This is a genomic window from Comamonas sp. 17RB (genome assembly GCF_030056555.1).
GTDB lineage: Bacteria > Pseudomonadota > Gammaproteobacteria > Burkholderiales > Burkholderiaceae_C > Comamonas > Comamonas terrigena.
Window position 1 is genome coordinate 205,625 of sequence record NZ_JASHHY010000009.1, and the last position, 17,956, is coordinate 223,580.

Annotated in this window: 17 protein-coding genes; 15 read left to right on the top strand and 2 right to left on the bottom strand. The window is 65.8% G+C overall.

What is annotated here, in order from left to right:
* The first annotated feature begins 30 nt into the window (after positions 1 to 30).
* From QM470_RS17210 to fabB, 4 genes are all read left to right on the top strand, one after another.
* Positions 31 to 897 (top strand): CorC family transporter, encoded by an 867-nt coding sequence (locus QM470_RS17210; RefSeq protein ID WP_280011188.1) that lies wholly within the window; start codon positions 31 to 33, stop codon positions 895 to 897.
* Positions 898 to 1,103: 206 nt separating this feature from the next.
* Positions 1,104 to 2,642, top strand: coding sequence for an apolipoprotein N-acyltransferase (lnt, locus tag QM470_RS17215; protein ID WP_283340173.1), 1,539 nt, complete (start codon positions 1,104 to 1,106; stop codon positions 2,640 to 2,642).
* A gap of 142 nt (positions 2,643 to 2,784) precedes the next feature.
* Positions 2,785 to 3,309 (top strand): bifunctional 3-hydroxydecanoyl-ACP dehydratase/trans-2-decenoyl-ACP isomerase, encoded by a 525-nt coding sequence (fabA, locus tag QM470_RS17220; protein ID WP_066540995.1) that lies wholly within the window; start codon positions 2,785 to 2,787, stop codon positions 3,307 to 3,309.
* On the top strand, positions 3,306 to 4,529 hold the full coding sequence (gene fabB / locus QM470_RS17225) for a beta-ketoacyl-ACP synthase I (RefSeq protein ID WP_066540994.1): 1,224 nt from the start codon (positions 3,306 to 3,308) through the stop codon (positions 4,527 to 4,529). Before fabA ends, fabB begins: the two co-directional genes overlap by 4 nt.
* 111 nt (positions 4,530 to 4,640) lie before the next feature.
* Here fabB and QM470_RS17230 read toward each other — a convergent pair whose 3' ends face one another.
* Entirely contained in the window at positions 4,641 to 5,522 is an 882-nt protein-coding gene (locus QM470_RS17230; protein ID WP_283340111.1) for a LysR substrate-binding domain-containing protein, read from the bottom strand.
* A gap of 232 nt (positions 5,523 to 5,754) precedes the next feature.
* Between QM470_RS17230 and QM470_RS17235 the strand changes: the two genes are divergently transcribed.
* The 8 genes from QM470_RS17235 (at position 5,755) to QM470_RS17270 (ending at position 14,348) form a co-directional block, all read left to right on the top strand.
* Positions 5,755 to 6,801, top strand: coding sequence for a putative 2-aminoethylphosphonate ABC transporter substrate-binding protein (locus tag QM470_RS17235; protein WP_283340112.1), 1,047 nt, complete (start codon positions 5,755 to 5,757; stop codon positions 6,799 to 6,801).
* 132 nt (positions 6,802 to 6,933) lie between these two features.
* Positions 6,934 to 8,010 carry an ABC transporter ATP-binding protein gene (locus QM470_RS17240; protein WP_283340113.1) on the top strand — a complete coding sequence of 359 codons (1,077 nt, stop codon included), beginning with the start codon at positions 6,934 to 6,936 and terminating at the stop codon, positions 8,008 to 8,010.
* Positions 8,010 to 9,785: a putative 2-aminoethylphosphonate ABC transporter permease subunit gene (locus QM470_RS17245; RefSeq protein WP_283340174.1), complete on the top strand. Its 1,776-nt coding sequence runs from the start codon at positions 8,010 to 8,012 to the stop codon at positions 9,783 to 9,785. The genes QM470_RS17240 and QM470_RS17245 overlap by 1 nt, the downstream gene beginning before the upstream one ends.
* A 116-nt stretch (positions 9,786 to 9,901) precedes the next feature.
* On the top strand, positions 9,902 to 11,017 hold the full coding sequence (locus QM470_RS17250; protein WP_283340114.1) for a TIGR03364 family FAD-dependent oxidoreductase: 1,116 nt from the start codon (positions 9,902 to 9,904) through the stop codon (positions 11,015 to 11,017).
* Between the two features lie 336 nt (positions 11,018 to 11,353).
* Positions 11,354 to 11,923 carry a D-glycero-alpha-D-manno-heptose-1,7-bisphosphate 7-phosphatase gene (locus QM470_RS17255; protein WP_283340115.1) on the top strand — a complete coding sequence of 190 codons (570 nt, stop codon included), beginning with the start codon at positions 11,354 to 11,356 and terminating at the stop codon, positions 11,921 to 11,923.
* A 67-nt stretch (positions 11,924 to 11,990) separates the two neighbouring features.
* Positions 11,991 to 12,764, top strand: a complete 774-nt coding sequence (locus QM470_RS17260) for a lysophospholipid acyltransferase family protein (protein WP_283340116.1) — start codon at positions 11,991 to 11,993, stop codon at positions 12,762 to 12,764.
* Positions 12,765 to 12,796: 32 nt separating this feature from the next.
* Positions 12,797 to 13,651 (top strand): M48 family metallopeptidase, encoded by an 855-nt coding sequence (locus QM470_RS17265; protein WP_283340117.1) that lies wholly within the window; start codon positions 12,797 to 12,799, stop codon positions 13,649 to 13,651.
* Between the two features lie 271 nt (positions 13,652 to 13,922).
* The gene (locus tag QM470_RS17270; RefSeq protein ID WP_283340118.1) at positions 13,923 to 14,348 is read left to right on the top strand and encodes a rhodanese-like domain-containing protein; all 426 of its coding nucleotides are present in this window, start codon (positions 13,923 to 13,925) and stop codon (positions 14,346 to 14,348) included.
* A gap of 61 nt (positions 14,349 to 14,409) precedes the next feature.
* Here QM470_RS17270 and lysM read toward each other — a convergent pair whose 3' ends face one another.
* Positions 14,410 to 14,880, bottom strand: coding sequence for a peptidoglycan-binding protein LysM (gene lysM / locus QM470_RS17275; protein WP_283340119.1), 471 nt, complete (start codon positions 14,878 to 14,880; stop codon positions 14,410 to 14,412).
* Between the two features lie 176 nt (positions 14,881 to 15,056).
* Here lysM and QM470_RS17280 point away from each other — a divergent pair, with 176 nt between their 5' ends.
* From QM470_RS17280 to rfbD, 3 genes are all read left to right on the top strand, one after another.
* Entirely contained in the window at positions 15,057 to 15,830 is a 774-nt protein-coding gene (locus tag QM470_RS17280) for a type III pantothenate kinase (RefSeq protein WP_066540972.1), read from the top strand.
* 154 nt (positions 15,831 to 15,984) lie between these two features.
* Positions 15,985 to 17,052, top strand: coding sequence for a dTDP-glucose 4,6-dehydratase (gene rfbB, locus QM470_RS17285; protein WP_283340120.1), 1,068 nt, complete (start codon positions 15,985 to 15,987; stop codon positions 17,050 to 17,052).
* 2 nt (positions 17,053 to 17,054) lie between these two features.
* Positions 17,055 to 17,948: a dTDP-4-dehydrorhamnose reductase gene (gene rfbD / locus QM470_RS17290; RefSeq protein WP_283340121.1), complete on the top strand. Its 894-nt coding sequence runs from the start codon at positions 17,055 to 17,057 to the stop codon at positions 17,946 to 17,948.
* Positions 17,949 to 17,956 lie beyond the last annotated feature (8 nt).

Consider the following 17,956-nt stretch of genomic DNA (forward strand, 5'->3'; position numbering starts at 1 on the left):
TTCACTACCGCACGTCCTGCACCTCTGTCTGTGTCAGACCCCCACCCGCAGCGCTCTTCCGACCGCGAAGACAAGCGCAGCTTTCTGCAGAAAGTCGTCGAGTTCATCAATCCCGGTCCCGACAGTCCCGGTGAACTCATCGAAACCCTGGCGGATGCCGAAGACAACGAAGTCATTGGCGCCGACTCCCGCGTGATGCTCGAAGGCGTCATCCGCATGGCCGATATGACAGCCGGTGATGTGATGGTGGCTGCGCCGCGCATCGACTTTCTGGACATCAACGAAACCTACGAAGCCCTGCTGCACCAGGTGATCACCACGGCGCACTCGCGCTTTCCGGTGTACGAGGGCGAGCGTGACAACATCATTGGCGTGCTGCTGGCCAAGGACCTGCTCAAGCTGCAGCGTTCCCCGGGCCTGAATCTGCGCGCGCTGCTGCGACCGGCCATTTTTGTGCCGGAGAGCAAGCCCCTCAACGATCTGTTGCGCGTTTTCCGCAGCAACCGCAACCACCTGGCCATGGTCATCGACGAGTTCGGTGCCACGGCCGGTCTGGTGACCATCGAGGATGTGCTGGAAGAGATCGTCGGCGAGATCGAGGACGAATTCGACATTCCGGAGGAAGAGGGCGACATCTTTGCGCTGGCCGATGCCACCTACCGTGTCGCCGGCCGCACGCCGGTGGAGCGCGTGGCCGAATTCTTCGGCGTGGCGCTGGTGGCCCGCGACCCGGAAGAGGAATTTGACACCATCGGCGGTCTGGTGGCCCATGCGCTGGGGCATATGCCGCGCCGCGGCGAGCACTGGGAGAGTGCCGGTCTGCGCTTTGAAGTGCTGCACGCCAAGGGCGGCGCGGTGCACTGGTTCAAGGTCACGCGCCTGGGCGCGGGCGATTAACTGCTAATCTGCGGGGCCCGCGCCGCTGTGGCGCAGCCCTTGCGGTGGCAGCGCGTCCTGATCCTGGAACCAGGGAGCGGCCGCCGGGGGCCACCCGCGCCGTGCCAGCTGTTCCCTGACTTCACCCGCCCATGCCTTCCGTGTTTGCCCCTTCTTCCCACACCGCTGCCACCCACCGTTTTCTGGGTTGGGGCTGGTCCGCCGGCATGCTGCTGGCCGGTGAGCTGCAGGCCATGTCCCTGGCCTGGCCGGGCTCGGGCCAGGCTCTCTGGTGGCTGCAGCTGCTGAGCCTGGCGGCACTGGCGACCGGCCTGCTGCATGCGCCCACGGCGCGCAGCGCGGCCTGGCGCGGTTTTGTCTTTGCCACGGCCTGGCTGGCAGGCACCTTCTGGTGGCTGTTCATTTCCATGCACACCTATGGCGGCCTGCCGGCGCCGCTGGCGGTGCTGGCGGTGCTGGCGCTGGCGGCCTTTTTGGGCGCGTACTACGCGATTGCCGCCTGGGGCTTTGTGCGCCTGCGGCCCATGCAGCCTGCCTGGGCTGCCCTGGTGTTTGCCGCCTGCTGGACGCTGGCGGAGCTGGCACGCGGAACGCTGTGGACCGGTTTTCCCTGGGGCGCTGCCGGCTACGCGCATGTGGACGGGCCGTTGGCGGCCCTCCCGCGCTGGGTGGGCGTTTACGGCACGGGCGCTGTCGCGGCCTGGTTGGCCATGCTGCTGGCCCAGGTGCTGGCCACGCCGGCACGCCGTGCGCTGCGCTGGGCAGCCCCGTTGGTCCTGACGGCCGGTGCCGTCGCCGGTTTAGGGGTCTGGCAGCAACGGGCCCTGGCCGAAGGCGATGCCCAGGCCCTGGCCGAAGGCCGCCCGGTGCTGGACGTGGCCTTGCTGCAAGGCAATATTCCGCAGGATGTGAAGTTCGAGCCCGGCGAAGGCATTGCGCTGTCGCTGAACTGGTACGGCCGCCAGTTGCTGCAGCCGGCCGCGCCGCTGGTGGTGGCGCCCGAAACCGCCATTCCGCTGCTGCCGCGCCAGCTGCCCGAAGGCTATCTGGATGCCGTCACCGCGCCCTACCGCTACCAGGAAGCCGGAACCGGCGCCCATGCGGCGCTGGTGGGCATGCCGCTGGGCGACGAGGAGCAGGGCTACGCCAATGCGGTGGTGGGCTGGCAGCCCGGTGCCGGTAGCAGCTACCGCTATGACAAGCACCATCTGGTGCCGTTTGGCGAGTTCATTCCCCCGCTGTTTCACTGGTTTGTGCGCATGATGCACATTCCGCTGGGCGACTTTGCCCGGGGCGCCGTCGCCCAGCCTCCCATGCTGTGGCGGGGCGAGCGCCTGGCGCCGAATATCTGCTACGAGGATTTGTTCGGCGAGGAGCTGGGCGCACGCTTTGCCGACCCGGCCCAGGCGCCCACGGTGTTCGTGAACATCAGCAATATTGGCTGGTTTGGTGACAGCCCGGCCATTGACCAGCATCTGCACATTAGCCGCATGCGCTCCTTGGAATTCGAACGCCCCATGCTGCGCGCCACCAACACCGGCGCTACAGTGGCGATCGATCACCGCGGGGTGGTCACCCACCAACTGCCGGCTTTCGAGCGGGGCGTGCTGCTGGCCACCACCCAGGGCAGGGAACATTTGACCCCTTATGCCAGATGGGTGGCTGCGGCCGGTCTGTGGCCGCTGGGCCTGCTGTGCGCCGCTGTGCTGGCGCTGGCGGGGTGGCTGCTGCGCCGCAGCAAATAGAAAGTTCGACCTGGGTCACAGGGTTTGTGGTGCACAGACAACAAAGAGCTTCGATAATGCCCGCCTGCGGCGCCCGTACACTCAGCGGCGAGCACAACATAAAAACGCGCTGGCAATCCGCCGCGCTGGAGTAAGTTTGACAATGGCCGAATCTTTTTCCTACGAACAACTGATCGCTTCCGGTGAAGGCAAGCTGTTTGGCGCCGACAGTGGCCGCCTGCCCCTGCCTCCCATGCTGATGTTCGACCGCATCACCCATATCTCCGAAGATGGCGGTGCCCATGGCCTGGGCAAGATCGTGGCCGAACTCGACGTGAACCCCGATCTGTGGTTCTTCAAGTGCCACTTCCAGGGCGACCCCGTCATGCCCGGCTGCCTGGGCCTGGACGCCATGTGGCAGCTGATCGGTTTTTACCTGACCTGGCTGCGCCTGCCCGGCCGCGGTCGCGCCCTGGGGGCCGGCGAAGTGAAGTTCACCGGCGAAGTCGGTCCCGACGTCAAACTGGTGACATACGAGATTGATATCAAGCGGGTGATCAAGCGCAAGCTGAACATGGCCATTGGCGATGCACGCCTGCTGGCCGATGGCAAGGAAATCTACGTGGCCAATGACCTGCGCGTGGGTCTGTTTCTGCGCGAAGGGGACGGCCAGGGAACGGCAGCATGAGCAAGAAGCGGGTAGTCATCACCGGCGCGGGCATCGTCTCGTGCATTGGCAACGACCTGGAGACGGTCGAAGCGTCGCTGCGTGCCAGCCGCTCGGGCATCAAGGCCGTGGCCAAGTTCACTGAACTGGGCTTGCGCAGCCAGGTGGGCGGTGTGCCGGAAATCGACATCGAAGCACGCATTGACCGCAAGCAGCTGCGCTTCATGGGCGACGCCGCGGCCTACTCGCAGATTGCGCTGGAAGACGCCATCAAGCAGGCAGGGCTGACACCCGAGCAGGTGAGCCATCCGCGCACCGGCCTGATCATGGGCTCGGGCGGCGGCTCTCCGGCCAACCAGATCGAGGCGGCAGACACGCTGCGCGAGAAGGGCATCCGCCGCGTGGGACCGTACCAGGTCACGCGCTGCATGAGTTCCACAGTGTCGGCATGCCTGGCGACCAATTTCAAGGTCAAGGGCATCAACTACTCCATCACCTCGGCTTGCTCGACTTCGGCCCACTGCATCGGTGCGGCAGCCCAGCAGATCGCCTGGGGCATGCAGGACGTGATGTTCGCCGGCGGCGGTGAAGAACTGTCCTGGGGCATGTCGCTGCTGTTTGACGGCATGGGTGCCATGTCCAGCAAGTACAACGAGACGCCCGAGAAGGCCTCGCGTGCCTATGACGCCAACCGCGACGGTTTTGTGATTGCCGGCGGTGGCGGTGCGGTGGTGCTGGAAAGCCTGGACCACGCTCTGGCCCGTGGCGCCCATATCCTGGCGGAAGTGGTGGGTTTCGGCGCCACCAGCGACGGTGAGGACATGGTTGCCCCTTCGGGTGACGGCGCCATTGCGTGCATGAAGCAGGCCATGGAAAACGTGGATGCGCCCGTTGACTACATCAACACGCACGGTACATCGACCCCGGTGGGCGATATGCAGGAAGTGCGCGCCATGCGCGAGCTGTTCGGCGACAAGGTGCCTCCGTTCTCGTCCACCAAGTCGCTGACCGGCCACTCGCTGGGTGCGACGGGCGTGCAGGAAGCGATCTACTGCCTGATCATGCTGAACAAGGGCTTTATCGCCGGTTCGGCCAATGTGGAAACACCCGATCCGCTGCTGGGCGACATGCCGCTGGTCACGACCACGCGCGATGCCCAGCTGAAGACCGTGCTGTCCAACAGCTTCGGTTTCGGCGGCACCAACGCATCCCTGCTGCTCCAGCGCTGGGACGGCCAGTAAGCCGGTTGCGGACCAGCCGGCTGCGGCCCGTAGAGGCCGCTCTCCATGACAAAGCCCTGTGTGCACACACAGGGCTTTTTTCTTGGGCTGCGGCGGGACCATTCGCCGTGGTCAAGGCGGGGTGGTGCCGGGGCGGCCCCGGCTGGCCGCCAGGAAGGCTGCAATCAGCGGCGCCTGGCTGCGGCTGTGCAGGCAGTACAGGTATTCGGGCAGGTGGGGCACGCTGCCGGCAAAGGCCAGCACCACCAGGTCGGGGTGGGCCGAGGCCTCATGCCGGGCAAACACGCTGATGCCCATCTGGCGAATCACGGCCTCGCGTATGGCCTCGCGGCTGGCAATCTCCAGCACGCGGCCTGGGGGCACGCCGGCGTCGGCCAGCAGCTGTTCGGTCAGCCGGCGGGTCACCGAGCCGGGCTCGCGCAGGATCAAGGTTTCGCCGGCCAGGTCCGCCACGTCCACGGACGGGCGGCGTGCCAGACGGTGGCTACGGTGCACCAGCAGGGCCAGTGGGTCCTGGCCCAGTTCCAGCCGCAGCAGGCGCGGATCGCTTTCCGGGGTGGACGAGGTGGCCAGGTCCACCTGGTAGGCCGCCAGTGCCTGGCCCATCTGCAGAGAGTTGCCGCTGACCATTGACATCTGCACGCGCGGGTACTGCTGGGTAAAGCGCTGCACGATGTCTAGCACGTAGTACGGCGCCGTGGCACCGATGCGCAGCTGCCCGCCCTGGCTGCCATCGCCTGCGTGGCGCAGTGCGGACTCCACCTCCACGGCGCGCAGCAGCAGCAACTCCACCTGCGGCAGCAGCTGCAGGCCTTCCTCCGACACGGTCAGCCGCCCGCCCTGGCGGTGGAACAGCTCCACGCCGTAATGTGCCTCCAGCGCGCGGATCTGCGTGGTGACGGTGGGCTGGCTCAGCCCCAGGTGGCGTGCCGCCAGCGTGATGCTGCCCAGCCGGGCCACCCAGAAAAAGGATTGCAGTTGCGTGACGAACATGGTGTGTGGCGCCGTCCGGCAGGGACGGCTGCCGCATTTCACCATGGCGGCCTGGACCGTGGAGCATCTCCCACTGCGAAGAAGACCCAAATTTGCCAATAGGCGCTTCGGCAGATTTCGGTTCTGTGACACGCAGATTTCACATGCGATTTCTAGAGTGCAGGGCAGGGAGTTGGCCGTGTGGGCCGGCTCCGCAAAGGTTTCCATTCCCACCATTTTTCAGGAATCTGCCATGCGCCTTGCCCTTGTTTCCCACCCCCGCCGCCTTGCCCTGTGGACCGCTGCTGCCTGTGCACTGCTGGGTGCCGCCGGTCAGGCGCTGGCCGCCAAGACCGAGCTGCTGGTCTATTCGGCCCTGGAAGCCGACCAGATCAAGGCCTACAAGGTCGGTTTCGAAAAAGTGCACCCCGAGATCGAGCTGAAGTTTGTGCGCGACAGCACCGGCATCATCACGGCCCGCCTGCTGGCCGAGAAGGCCAATCCCCAGGCCGATGTGATCTGGGGGGTGGCGGCCACGTCGCTGATGCTGCTGGACAAGCAGGGCATGCTGGCTCCCTACGCCCCCAAGAACCTGGGCAAGGTGCGCTCCACCATGCGCGACCCGGCAGCCACGCCCACCTGGGTGGGCATGGATCTGTGGTCGTCGGCCGTGTGTGCCAACACCGTGGAGGCAGCCAAGCGCAAGCTGCCGGCCATCACCAGCTGGGCCGATCTGACCAAACCCGAATTCAAGGGCACGATCACCATGCCCCACCCGGCTTCCAGCGGTACCGGCTACCTGATGGTGGCGGCCTGGTTGCAGATGATGGGCGAGGACAAGGGCTGGGCCTATATGGACGCGCTGCACCAGAACATCGGCGTCTATACCCACAGCGGCTCCAAGCCCTGCCGCCAGGCGGGTGCGGGTGAGTTCCCCGTGGGCCTGAGCTTCGAGTACCGGGCCAACAAGACCAAGAAGGACGGTGCGCCCATCGATATCGTCTTCCCCAGGGAAGGCCTGGGGTGGGACGTGGAAGCCACGGCCATCATGAAGACCAGCAAAAAGCAGGAGGCCGCCAAGGCCCTGGCCGACTGGGCCGTGACCCCCGAGGCCAATCAGCTCTATGCCGCCAACTTTGCCGTGCTGGCCTTGCCCGAGGCCCAGGAAAAGCATGAATTCATTCCGGCGGACCTGGAGAAGCGCCTGGCCAAGAACGACTTCAACTGGTCGGCCGCCAACCGCGAGCGCATCCTGACCGAATGGGCGCGCCGCTATGAAGCCAAGGCGGAAAAGAAGTAACCACCGCTGATGCCTTCTCTCTGTGGCTCGTGCTGCAGGAGAAGGCGGAGCACGCTCGGCGGAACGGCCTGGTCATGGCGCCGTGGCCGGGCGGGTGGGCTGTCTGTTGTTTTTGCACGTTGAAAGAGATACATGCTGCGCATTGACCATATCGCCAAGCAGTACAAGGACACGCCGGTGCTGCGCGGTATCGACCTGGCGGTCGATGGCGGCGAGTTCGTCAGCCTGCTGGGGCCTTCGGGCTGTGGCAAGACCACGCTGCTGCGCATTCTGTGCGGCATTGAGCAGGCGGACGAGGGCCGAGTCCTGTTTCAGGGCGAGGACATCACGCGCTGGCCGGCGGCACGCAGGGGATTCGGGGTGGTGTTTCAAAGCTATGCACTGTTCCCCAATCTGACGGCGGCGCAGAACGTGGCGTTCGGCCTGCGGGGACAGCCTGCGCACCAGGTCCAGGTCCGTGTGCAGGAAATGCTGGCCCTGGTGGGCCTGGGCGCGCAGGCGCAGCGCTACCCGGCGCAGCTGTCCGGCGGGCAGCAGCAGCGTGTTGCACTGGCCCGTGCGCTGGCCCCCCGGCCCTGCCTGCTGCTGCTGGATGAGCCCCTGTCCGCACTGGATGCCCAGGTGCGCACCGAGCTGCGTAGCGAGATCCGCCGATTGCAGCGTCAGCTGGAGATCACCTGCATCATGGTCACACACGACCAGGAAGAGGCGCTGTCGATGGCGGACCGGGTGGTGCTGATGCACCAGGGGCGCATCGAGCAGCAAGGCTCGCCCGAGCAGCTCTATGCCCAGCCGGTCAGTCACTTTGCGGCCGGGTTTGTGGGGCGCATGAACCTGCTGCCCGCGACGGCGGAGGTGGGTCACATGGTGCGCGTGGGGGAAGGACGGCTGGATTGCAGCACGGCGGGTTTTACACCCGGTGATGCGGTGCTGGTGGGTGTCCGGCCCGAAAGCGTGGTGCTGCACCCGGCCCAGCCGATTGCACTGGCCAATCTGTTCCGCGCCCGGGTGATGGAGTCCTCGTTCCTCGGTTCGATGGTGCTGGTGCGGGTGTGCAGTCCCACGCTGCAATGCCAGATCGATGTGCAATGGCCGCTGCGCCACGATGCCCGGCTGCCCGAATGGTTGCAAGGGGAGGTGCTGGTGGAACTGCCCGCCGCAGCGCTGCAGGTGCTGGCGGCGCCAGAGGCCTTGCGGAGGGCTGCATGATGGCGGTCGCGACACCGGCCTTGCTGCTGGGGGCAGATCCGGTGGCCCCCTCTGCCGTGCCGCACACTGCCCGGCGCCAACAGGATGCAGGTCCTGCCGCGCCGCGGCCATCCCGCACCTTCCATGGGGAAAGGCTTTGGCTGGGGGTGTTGGTGCTGGGCCTGCTGGGTGTGCTGCTGATCGCGATTGCCTTGCCGGTGGGGGCGCTGCTGGGCCGCAGTTTCTGGTCGGCCGACGGACAGTTCTCGGGCCTGGCGCAGTACGTGGCGTATGCCCGAACACCGGGGGTAGCGCAGTCCCTGTTCAACAGCCTGTGGCTCTCGGCCGCCAGCAGCACACTGTGTGTGGCACTGGCCTATGGCTATGCCTACGGGGTGGTGCGCTGCTGCATGCCGCTGGCCGCATGGTTCCGCGCCATCGCCCTGGTGCCGCTGCTGGCGCCGTCGCTGCTGATGGCCATCAGCCTGATCTACCTGTTCGGCGCCCAGGGGCTGCTGAAAAGCTGGTTGCTGGGTGGTTCGGCCTACGGGCCTTTCGGCATCATCCTGGGCTCGGTGCTGTGGACTTTTCCGCATGCACTGATGATTCTGTGCACCACGCTGGCGTCGGGCGATGCGCGGCTGTATGAGGCCGCAGCCACGCTGGGTGCGGGCCGCTGGCGCAGCTTCTGCCAGGTCACGCTGCCGTCCAGCCGCTACGGGCTGCTGATTGCCTGGATCGTGGTGTTTGTGCTGGTGGTGACGGATTTTGGCGTGCCCAAGGTGATTGGGGGCAACACGCCCATGCTGGCCACCGACATCTACAAGCAGGTGATTGGCCAGCACAACCTGTCCATGGGGGCGGTGGTGGCCATGCTGCTGCTGGTGCCTGCCGGCCTGGCGTTCGCTGCCGAACGCCATCTGCGCGCGCGCCAGGCCGCCACCATGGCGGTGCGTGCCGCACCGCTGGTGCCACAGCCTGCGGCGCTGCGGGACCGTGCGTTGCTGCTGTACTGCAGCCTGGTGGCCATGGGGCTGCTGGCGGTGATGGGCACGGCCGTGCTGGCTTCGCTGGTCACGTTCTGGCCCTACAACCTGAGCCTGGGGTTCAGGCACTACCAGTTCGACATGATGGACGGCGGCGGCTGGGCCAGCTATGGCAATTCGCTGGCGATGGCGGCGGCAACCGCTGTGGTGGGAGCGCTCCTGAGTTTCCTGAGTGCCTACCTGGTGGCCAAACCCACGGGCTGGGCGCGTGCGCGCCAGTGGCTGCATGCCGTGGCCACGCTGCCGATGGCGGTGCCCGGGCTGGCGCTGGGGCTGGGTTACATCCTGTTCTTCAATGCCGCCAGCAATCCGCTGCACTTTCTGTATGGCTCGCTCGGCATTCTGGTGCTGTGCTCGGTGGCGCATTTCTTTTCGGTGGCGCACATCACCCAGCTCACGGCCTTGCAGCAACTGGATGCCGAATATGAACGCGTGGCCGATTCCATGGGCGTGCCGTTCTGGACGGTGCTGTGGCGGGTGCACTTGCCGGTGTGCCTGCCGGCCGTGATGCAGGTGGCGGGCTACTTCTTTGTGAATGCCATGACCACGGTGTCGGCCGTCGTCTTTCTGTATGCACCCGAAACCTCGCTGGCCTCGGTGGCGGTGCTGGCCATGGACGATGCCGGCGACATTGCGCCCGCTGCCGCCATGGCCACGCTGATCTTTGCCACGGCGGCGGTCGGGCGCCTGCTGATTGCCGCACTGGACGCCTGGACACAGCAACGCACCCAGCACTGGCGCCACCGCTGACCGCGCCGCGCGGCCCGTTCCCCACTCTCCTCCCGTGGACTTCCCTGTGCCCTGCCGTCGGGTGGGGCGCCAGGGTGTTCCTTTGCCTTTTGTTTCCTCTCTTGGCTGTTCATGCTATGAAAAATTACGATCTGATCGTCGTCGGTGCCGGTATCGTCGGCCTGGCCCATGCCTATACCGCGGCGGTTCGCGGCAAATCCGTGCTGGTGATTGAACGCGACAGTGCCTGTCTGGGTGCCTCCATCCGCAACTTCGGCTTTGTCACCATCACCGGCCAGCGTGCCGGTGACCACTGGCAGCGTGCCCTGCGTTCACGCGCCATCTGGGCCGATGTGGCGCCGAAGGCGGGGATCGATGTGGTCCACTCCGGCCTGTGGCTGACCGCACGCCGCCCGGCAGCCGCGGCTGTGCTGGATGCCTTCATGCGCACCGACATGGCTGCGGACTGTGCGCTGCTCACGCCGGCCCAGGCCGCCGAGCGCCACCCGGCACTGCGCACCGAGGGGCTGCAATCGGTGCTCTACAGCCCGCACGAGCTGCGTGTGGAGTCCCGCACCGCCATTCCGATGCTGGCGCAGTGGCTGCAGCAGGCGCTGGGGGTGGATTTCCGCTTCAGCGAGACCGTGACGCAAGTGGCCACGCCGCGTGTCACCACGTCACGCGGCAGCTACCACGCCGAGCGTGTGGTGGTTTGCAACAATGCCGATCCCGGAGGCCTGTTTGCAGACGCCTGGACGGAGCACCAGGTGCAGCTGTGCCAGTTGCAGATGCTCAGGGTGCAGCCGCAGGCCGGTTTTGCGCTGCAGGGCTCGGTCATGGGCGATCTGAGCCTGGTCCGCTACGAAGGCTATAGCGCACTGCCGGAAGCGGCGGTACTGCGTGCCGAGCTGGAGCGGGACGAGGCCGAAAGCCTGGCCCATGGCATCCACCTGATTGCCGTGCAAAGCGCGGACGGCTCACTGGTGGTGGGCGACTCCCACCACTACGGACCGGCGCCGTCGCCTTTTGCCAGCGAGGCGGTGGACCGGCTGATGCTGCGCCATCTGCGCGAAGCATTGCGCCTGGAAGGCGAGCATGTGGTGGAGCGCTGGGTGGGGACCTATCCTGTGTCGCCCGATGCGCCCTGTCTGGTCAAGGCCCCTGACGATGCGACGCGGGTGGTGGCGGTGACCAGCGGCTCGGGCGCCAGCACGGCGTTTGGCCTGGCCGAAGAGGTGTGGAGCGGCTGGTAAGCCGGTGGAAGCTGCCGCGCAGCTGAAAGTTGCGGCAGCGGCCTGGAATCCGACCGGGTACCGGGACCCACCGCAGTACCCGGGGCGTTGGCAATCCGGAAAAGCGCAGGCTGCGCTGGAATGTTGCGCAAAAAGAAGTGGCTTCCCTGCGGGAGGCACTGCTGCGGCGAGCGAATAGTTGCTGCGCTGCATCATTGGTGGGTGCTCACGGGCGGTTGCACCTGCACGCTGGGCATGGCGCCCTAGAATGCGTGCAGGCGCCGAGCCGGTTTTTGCACGCAAAGCCGGGTCTGGCGGTTTTGTCTGCCACCGCTGCGGGTTTTGCCCGAATCCACCATGAAGCTCGCGATCCTGGACCGAATTGGCACCCTTCACCCCGAGGGGGAGGACGCCGTGGTGGGCGCGCGGGACTGGCAGCCCCAGGCCGGGGTGCTGGATGCGATTGCCCAGCTCAACCGTGCCGGCTGGCATGTGGTGGTCGCCACCAACCAGCCGGGGTTGGGACGTGGCAACTTCGATGTGAACGAGCTCAATGCCGTGCACCAGCGCATGCAGCGCGAACTGGCCGCTGCCGGCGCCCGGGTGGAGGCCGCGTTCTTCTGTCCCCATGCTCCGGACGAGGGCTGCGCCTGCCGCAAGCCCGCGCCAGGTCTGCTGCAGCAGATTGCCGTCCGCTACGGGGCCGAGCCACATGAAATATGGGTGATTGGCCAGGACCATGCCCATCTGCAGGCCGGAGCGGCCATCGGTGCCCACCTGGTGTGGGTGGAGCAGGGCAGTGGCGTGGCGACCATGCCGGCACCGCCCCTGCCACAGGCAGTACAGCGCTATGCCGACTGGGCGGAACTGGCCCAGGCTCTGGCCCCTGCGGCGACCGAAGCGCCTGCACCGTCCCCTTCCGTCTGACGCAAAACCGCGCAAGCCTTATCCTCTAGGGTCTGACGCCTGTGTCAACCGACTGTTTCTGACATCCATGCCTTTTCTCCGTTCCCTGTTGCACATGCTGTTCATGTGCGTCACCGTCATTCCCTACACCCTGGTCATCCTGCTGTTGCGGGTGTGCGGTGCCTCGCCCGACGCGCGCTGGAAAGTGGCCCGGGCCTGGCTGGCACTGTGCGTGGACGCGGCGGGCTGGTTCTGCGGTGTGCGCTACCGTGTGCAGGGCATGGAGCATCTGCCGGACAGCGATACCGAAGGTGTGGTGCTGCTGTCCAAGCACCAGTCGACCTACGAGACCTTCCTGTTGCCGGCCATCATGCCGCGGCCGCTGGCCTATGTGTTCAAGAAGGAGCTGCTGCAGATTCCGTTCTTCGGCTGGTCCATCGGCAGCCTGGACATGATCCACATCGACCGCAAGCACGGTTCGCGCGCGTTCCACAAGGTGGTGGAGCAAGGCAAGCGCCTGCTGGAAAAAGGGGTATGGGTCATCATGTTCCCCGAGGGAACCCGCATGGCACGCGGCGAAGTGGGGGAATACAAGACGGGCGCCACCCGCCTGGCCATCATGGCCGGCAAGCCGGTGGTGCCGGTGGCGGTGACGTCGGCCAAATGCTGGCCACGCAAGGCGTTTGTCAAGACCCCTGGCGTGGTGGATGTGTCCATTGGCCAACCCATTCCCACGGTCGGGCGCAAGCATGAAGAGCTGATGGCCGAGGTGCAGGCCTGGATTGAAGCCGAGATGCGCCGCCTGGACCCGGAGGCCTACCCGGCCGTCCCGGCACCGCTGCCCGCACCTGCGCAGGACTGAGCCACCGCGCGCGCACGTCCACGGCAGGCAGCATGCCCCATCGCTTTTCCACACCAGCCCGGCGTGCGCCAGCGGCACTGGCTTCTGTCGCCAAGCCGGTGTCGCAGGTGGGTGGCCAGGCGCTGCTGTGGGGCGGGCAGGACTTTCAGCACCCCGCGGCCACGCACCAGATTCTGCTGCGGGACGGCACGCGTGTGGCCTACCGGCTGGAACGCGCCATGCGCCGCAGCATTGGTTTTCAGGTGGGCGCAGAAGGCCTGGCCATCCGCGCACCGCGCTGGATCTCGCTGGAGCAGCTGGACGCTGCCATCCATGAAAAAGCGCACTGGATTGTGCAAAAGCTGCAGGAGCAGCGCGAACGCACCGAGCAGGCGCAGACGCAACGCATCGCCTGGGCCGATGGCGCCGTGCTGCCTTTTCTGGGCGGCCAGATCACCTTGCACCTGCACCCGGCTGCACCGCGCGGCGGAAGTTTGCTGGCGATCGGTGAAGGTGCCTGGGCGCTGCATCTGCCGGTGGCCGCGGACGCCGGTGCTGCCCAGGTGCGCGCTGCAGTGGCCGCCTGGTGGCTGCGCCATGCGCGCAACCTGTTCACCGAACGCCTGCGCCACTATGCCCCGCAACTGGGGGTGGAGTGGCGCAGCCTGCGTCTGTCCAACGCGCGCACGCGCTGGGGCAGCGCCAAGAGCGACGGCAGCATCATGCTGAACTGGCGCTTGCTGCACTGTCGCATGGCGGTGCTGGACTATGTGGTGGTGCATGAGCTGTCCCATCTGCGGGTGATGGACCACAGTCCGCGCTTCTGGGCCACGGTGGCAGAGACCACCCCCGACTATGCGGCACTGCGGGCCGAGCTGCGCGAGCACGCTTCGCCGTTGTGGGCCTGAGCGGCGGTGCTTGGTGGCTGGGAAATGATGGAAAGCATCGCCCCTGGCAAGCAGGGTGCGCCGATAAACGGTGAACTCCCCGGCAAATAGCGAGAGGCGGCAGCCGCGCATTGTTTGCATGGGTCGGGGCCGGCAGCTGGCTGAAACCCGCATGATGGCAGTGCTGCGCGCTGTGCAGCAAGCTCCGCAGCGCGCACAATGCGCACTAGCGTTGCCTGGCCGCACATGGCCTTGGCATGATTTGACGGATTTTTTGCTTCAGGACCCGCATATGACAGCCTCCGCTACCGATCTCCAGGTCACTCCCGCAGCGGGCTATGCCGGCGATATTCCTGCGCCTCTGGCCTGGCAATGGGTGCAGGCCGGACAGGCTGTGCTGGTGGATGTGCGCACCGATGCCGAGCGCGCCTGGGTGGGCCAGGTGCCCGGGGCCATTCCCGTGGCGCTCAAGCAATGGCCGGGCATGCAAGCCAACCCCGACTTCGATGCCCAGCTGCGCGCCGCGGTACCGCCCGGAGGCAAGGTCGTGCTGCTGTGCCGCAGCGGCGTGCGTTCCGTCGCAGCGGCCCAGCGTGCGGCGGCGCTGGGCATCGAGGCCTACAACATCCTCGAAGGCTTTGAAGGTAATCTGGACGCCCACAACCAGCGTGGCCAGAAAAGCGGCTGGCGCAAGCAGGGCCTGCCCTGGCACCAGTGAAGCGCCAAGCACCCATGAAAAAAGGCTCCCGACGGGAGCCTTTTTGACAGCGGCACAGGGCTTACAGGGCCGGGATGCGCAGTTTCTGGCCGGGGTAGATCTTGTCGGGGTGCGACAGCATGGGCTTGTTGGCCTCGAAAATCGCCGGGTACTTGTTGGCATCGCCGTAGTACTTCTTGGCGATGGCCGACAGCGTGTCGCCGCGCACCACGTCGTGGTACTGGGCTTCGGGTTCGGGGTTGGTGACGGACATCTGGTTGTCCACACTGGTCACACTGGAAACATTGCCGCAGCACAGGGTGACTTTTTCCTTGGCACCCTGGGTGGGCGCCACGCCGGTTACGGTGACCTTGCCCTGGCTGCCGTCATAGGCGATCTGCAGATTGCTCACACCCAGGTTCTGGGCATTGATGTAGGTGGCAATGGCCTGCGCGGCCTTGGCATTCAGGTCGTCCGCTGGGGTGGCTGCGTTGGCATCCTTGCCGCCGAACAGCTTTTCGCCGGCTTCCTTGATGAAACTGAAAAGTCCCATGGATTGACTCCTTGAAGTGGTGGACAGGGAAGAAAACCGCCCCACTGTAGCGGCAAATCCGCGCTTGGCAAGACAGGGCCGGCGGCTGTTCCATTTGTTCACAATTGCCCGCGTCGCGTGTCTTGTATGAGACGTTGCTGTCCGGTTGGGAAACAAAAATACAGATAATCCGCCGCATGACTTTTCTGGCCATTGACATCGGCAACACCCGCTTGAAGTGGGCCATGTACGACGATCACCGCCCCGGGGCTGCGCTGCTGGCCCATGGCGCGGAGTTTCTGGAACATATCGAGCGCCTGGCGGAGGGCTGCTGGGCCGGCCTGCCAGCGCCCACGCGCATGCTGGGCTGCGTGGTGGCGGGGGATACCGCCAAACGCCGCGTGCACGACCAGATCGAGCTGATGCTGGGCTGGACCCTGGAGCCGCAATGGGTGGTGCCGTCGGTGGAGGAAGCCGGTGTGGTCAATGGCTATGACCATCCTTCGCGCCTGGGGGCCGACCGGTGGGTGGCCATGATCGGTGCGCGCCACCAGATGCTGCAGCAGGGGCCGGCCAGGCCCCTGATTGTGGTGATGGTGGGCACGGCGGTGACGGTGGATGCGCTGGATGCCGAAGGCAATTTTCTGGGCGGCTTGATCATCCCCGGCCACGGCATCATGCTGCGCGCGCTGGAAGGCGGGACGGCGGGTCTGCATGTGCCGACCGGCGAAGTCAGGCTGTTTCCCAAGAACACCAGCGATGCACTGACCAGCGGCGGGACCTATGCCATTGCGGGGGCAGTGGAGCGCATGTACCAGCATCTGTCCCAGCACTGCGGGGCGGAGCCTGCCTGCATCATGGCCGGGGGCGCCGGCTGGAAGATGGCCCCCAGCATGACGCGTCCCTTCCAGTTGTTGGACAACCTGATTTTCGATGGCCTGCTGGTGATGGCGCAACGGCGCTGGGGCTGACAGCGGGGCAATGCCTGCGGGCACGTGCGCCGCAGGAGAATATCTGGGGTCGATGCCATCCCCACGTGGGGTCGCGCGGGGCAGAAAAAGCTGCTTGCCCAGGTTGGAGAGTGCCGCGGGATAATCGGCCCACATTCTCAAAAAAAATCCTTCCATGATTCTTGTCACCGGTGGCGCCGGCTTTATTGGCGCAAATTTTGTTTTGGATTGGCTGGCCACTCACCAGGAGCCGGTGGTCAATGTGGACAAGCTGACCTATGCCGGCAATGTGGAAAACTTGGCCTCGGTGCAAGGCGATGCACGGCATGTGTTCGTGCAGGCGGATATCGGGGACAGCGTTGCCATGGAGGCGTTGCTGGCCCGGCATCGGCCGCGTGCGGTGATCAATTTCGCGGCCGAAAGCCATGTGGACCGTTCCATCCATGGTCCGGAAGACTTCATCCAGACCAATGTGGTGGGCACGTTCCGCTTGCTGGAAGCCGTGCGGGGCTACTGGAACGGGCTGCAGGGCAACGCCAAGTCGGATTTCCGCTTTCTGCATGTGTCGACGGACGAGGTCTACGGCACGCTGTCGCCTTCCGATCCCGCTTTCACGGAAGAGCACAACTACGAACCCAACAGCCCGTATTCGGCCAGCAAGGCCGCCAGCGACCATCTGGTGCGTGCCTGGCACCACACCTATGGCCTGCCGGTGCTGACCACCAACTGCAGCAACAACTACGGCCCGCTGCATTTCCCCGAAAAGCTGATTCCGCTGGTGATCGTCAATGCGCTGGCCGGCAAACCGCTGCCGGTGTACGGCGACGGTATGCAGGTGCGCGACTGGCTCTATGTGCGCGACCACTGCAGTGCCATCCGTCGCGTGCTGGAAGCGGGCAAGCTGGGCGATACCTACAACGTCGGGGGCTGGAACGAACAGGCCAATATCGACATTGTCAAGACCGTGTGTGCCCTGCTGGACGAGCTGCGTCCGCGCGCCGACGGCAAGGGCTATGCCGAGCAGATCATCTATGTGACCGACCGTCCGGGGCATGATCGCCGCTACGCCATCGATGCCCGCAAGCTGGAGCGCGAACTGGGCTGGAAGCCGACAGAAACATTTGACACAGGCATCCGCAAGACCGTGCAGTGGTATCTGGACCACCCGCAATGGGTCGCCAATGTGCAGTCCGGCGCCTACCGCGACTGGGTGCAAAAGCAGTACACCGCCGCCGCAGAGTGAACATGAAGATTCTGCTGCTGGGCAAGGATGGTCAGGTGGGTTGGGAGCTACAGCGCAGCCTGGCACCGCTGGGGGAACTGGTGGCACTGGGGCGGCACGGTGCGGACGGACTGTGCGGTGATCTGGGCCATCTGGAGGGTCTGGTGCAGACGGTGCGCCAGCTGCGGCCCGATGTGATTGTCAATGCCGCCGCCCATACGGCGGTGGACAAGGCCGAGTCCGAGCCGGAACTGGCACGTACGCTCAATGCCCTGGCGCCAGGGGGGCTGGCCCAGGAAGCCAAGGCCTTGAATGCTTTGCTGGTGCACTACAGCACCGACTATGTGTTCGATGGCAGCGGCTCCGTGCCACGGCTTGAGACCGATGCCGTCGCGCCGCTGTCGGTGTACGGCCGCACCAAGCTGGAAGGGGAGCAGCGCATCCAGGCTTCCGGCTGCAGGCACCTGATCTTTCGCACCAGCTGGGTCTATGCGGCGCGGGGCGGCAATTTTGCCAAGACCATGCTGCGCCTGGCGCAGGAGCGGGAGTCGCTGACGGTGATCGATGACCAGTGGGGAGCCCCCACCGGAGCGGACCTGATTGCCGACGTGACGGCCCATGCCATCCGGCAGGTGATTCGCTGCCCACAGGATGCGGGCCTGTACCATCTGGTGGCGCAGGGCGAAACCACCTGGAACGCCTATGCCCGCTATGTGCTGGCGCAAGCCCAGCAGGTGCAGTCTGCGCTGGCGATCCAGGTCAGGGAAGTTCGCCCGGTGCCCAGCAGCGCCTTTCCGACGCCGGCCCAGCGACCGCACAACTCGCGGCTGGACACCCGCAAGCTGCAAGCCACATTCGGCTTGCAGCTCCCTTCCTGGCAGCAGGGCGTGACGCGCATGCTGCATGAAATTCTGTAATTCCACTA